This window comes from Thermoflexus sp. (assembly GCF_025055495.1).
GTDB lineage: Bacteria > Chloroflexota > Anaerolineae > Thermoflexales > Thermoflexaceae > Thermoflexus.
Map to the genome: position 1 here is coordinate 1 of NZ_JANWXB010000001.1, position 1,623 is coordinate 1,623.

2 protein-coding genes are annotated in these 1,623 nt (G+C 63.0%); one reads left to right on the plus strand and one right to left on the minus strand.

Going from position 1 to position 1,623, the window contains the following annotated elements; genetic code table 11:
* Positions 1-318 precede the first annotated feature (318 nt).
* Positions 319-813, plus strand: a complete 495-nt coding sequence (locus NZM16_RS00005; protein WP_295449937.1) for a cupin domain-containing protein — start codon at positions 319-321, stop codon at positions 811-813.
* Between the two features lie 235 nt (positions 814-1,048).
* Here the strand turns inward: NZM16_RS00005 and NZM16_RS00010 are convergent.
* Positions 1,049-1,623: response regulator transcription factor (locus NZM16_RS00010; RefSeq protein ID WP_295477611.1), on the minus strand; the 575-nt coding region annotated here is incomplete at its 5' end.

The following is a 1,623-nucleotide window of genomic DNA, read 5'->3' on the forward strand; positions in this document are numbered from 1 at the left end:
CCCCCCCCCCCCCACCCCCTCCCCCCCCCCCCCGCCCCCTCGCGGGCGGGGGGGGGGGGTTGTTTAATAATTTTTGGGGGGGGGGGGGGGGGCCCCGTGCCCCCCCCCCCCCCCCGCCCCCGAAAACCCCCAAATGAAAAATGAACAAAGCACTAGAGGCGGTCTGCATCCCACGAATCGGAGTTACGAAGCAACGGAGCGCTTTTCGCACTCGGTGTCGCGCCGAACGCTGTCCAGTAAAGAGGGGCCTTCCCCTCCGACCGAGCCCAATCCCTCAGCGTCCAACCCATCGTTCATCCATCCTGTGGAGGTCAGCCGATGAGTGAGCCCGCCGTTCGGGAGACCCTGGGAACTGGCCGACGGATCCCCTTCCGCCCGGAGCACTTCCGGTGGGAGGGGATCGAGCCGCAAGCCTATAAGTTTAGCCTCGGAGAGGAGCGAGGATTCGACTGGCGAGGGATCACCCGCTTCGTGATCGGCGGCCCCCCCGATGTCCCATGCCGGTTCCAGCTGCGCTACTTCGAGCTTGCCCCCGGCGGTTTTTCCAGCTTAGAAAAACACGAACACATTCATTTCGTTATTGTCATCCGGGGACGGGGCAAAGCATTGGTGGGGCCGGAGGTGTTCGAGGTGGCTCCCTTCGATATCGTTTACGTGCCCCCTGGGGTGCCCCATCGCTGGATCAACGATGGCGAGGAGCCCTTCGGCTTCCTATGCCCGGTGGACGCGGAGCGTGATCCGCCGCGACCTGTCGATGAAGCCGAGTGGCAGGCGCTGAGGCGGAACCCGATCACCGCCCCGTATGTGTTTTAGAACCTATCCGAATAACCCTCTTCTTGGGAAGGATTCGTGCGGAGCCGGCGCCGAAGGCGCCCGGCTCCACGCCCAGGCTCCAGGGAGGAGGCCAACTGTGTAACTCCCAAAGGGATAGGTTCTTTCGCTCACTGCTGATTTTCCCTCCTTCCCATGGCCTATGGAGAGGCTGGGGTCTGGAAGGCGCGCCCTCCAGACCCCAGCGTCTTGCCATGCCAACTGGCCCCGGAGGGCATTACTCGACGAAATCGTGAATGCGATGTTTGAGAGCGTAGGCTGCAGCTTCCACCCGATTCGAAACGCCCAGCTTGTCGAGGATGATGCTGACATAATTGCGCACCGTTTTCTCGGTCAGGAACAATTCCCTCGCGATCTCCTTATTGGTCTTCCCTTCCGCGATGCGAGCCAGGATCAACCGCTCCCGCGGTGTGAGATCCTTAAAAGCATTCGCCTCAGCCACCCGCGCCCGCTGGCGGAACTGTTCCAACACCTTGCGTGTGATCGCGGGATCCAGGATCGCCTCGCCTCGAGCCAGCGCCTCAAGCGCCTGCATAAGCTCCCGGCTCCCCGCCCGCTTCAGCACGTAGCCAGATGCGCCGGCCTCAATCGCTCGCACGATAAACTCTTCATCCGGATAAGCGGTTAAGACCAGCACTCGGGTGCTGGGGAAACGCCGGGTGATCTCCCGGCAAATCTCCAGACCGTCCTGATCCGGAAGGCGAACATCGAGGATCACCAGATCCGGACGCAGGCGCTCCACCATGGCGATCGCCTGGGCTCCGGTCCCGGCCTCCCCGACCAGCTCGAACT

Excerpts from the sequence above, each read along its gene's own strand:
- NZM16_RS00005 (WP_295449937.1), top strand. The coding sequence starts at position 319 with ATGAGTGAGCCCGCCGTTCGGGAGACCCTGGGAACTGGCCGACGGATC.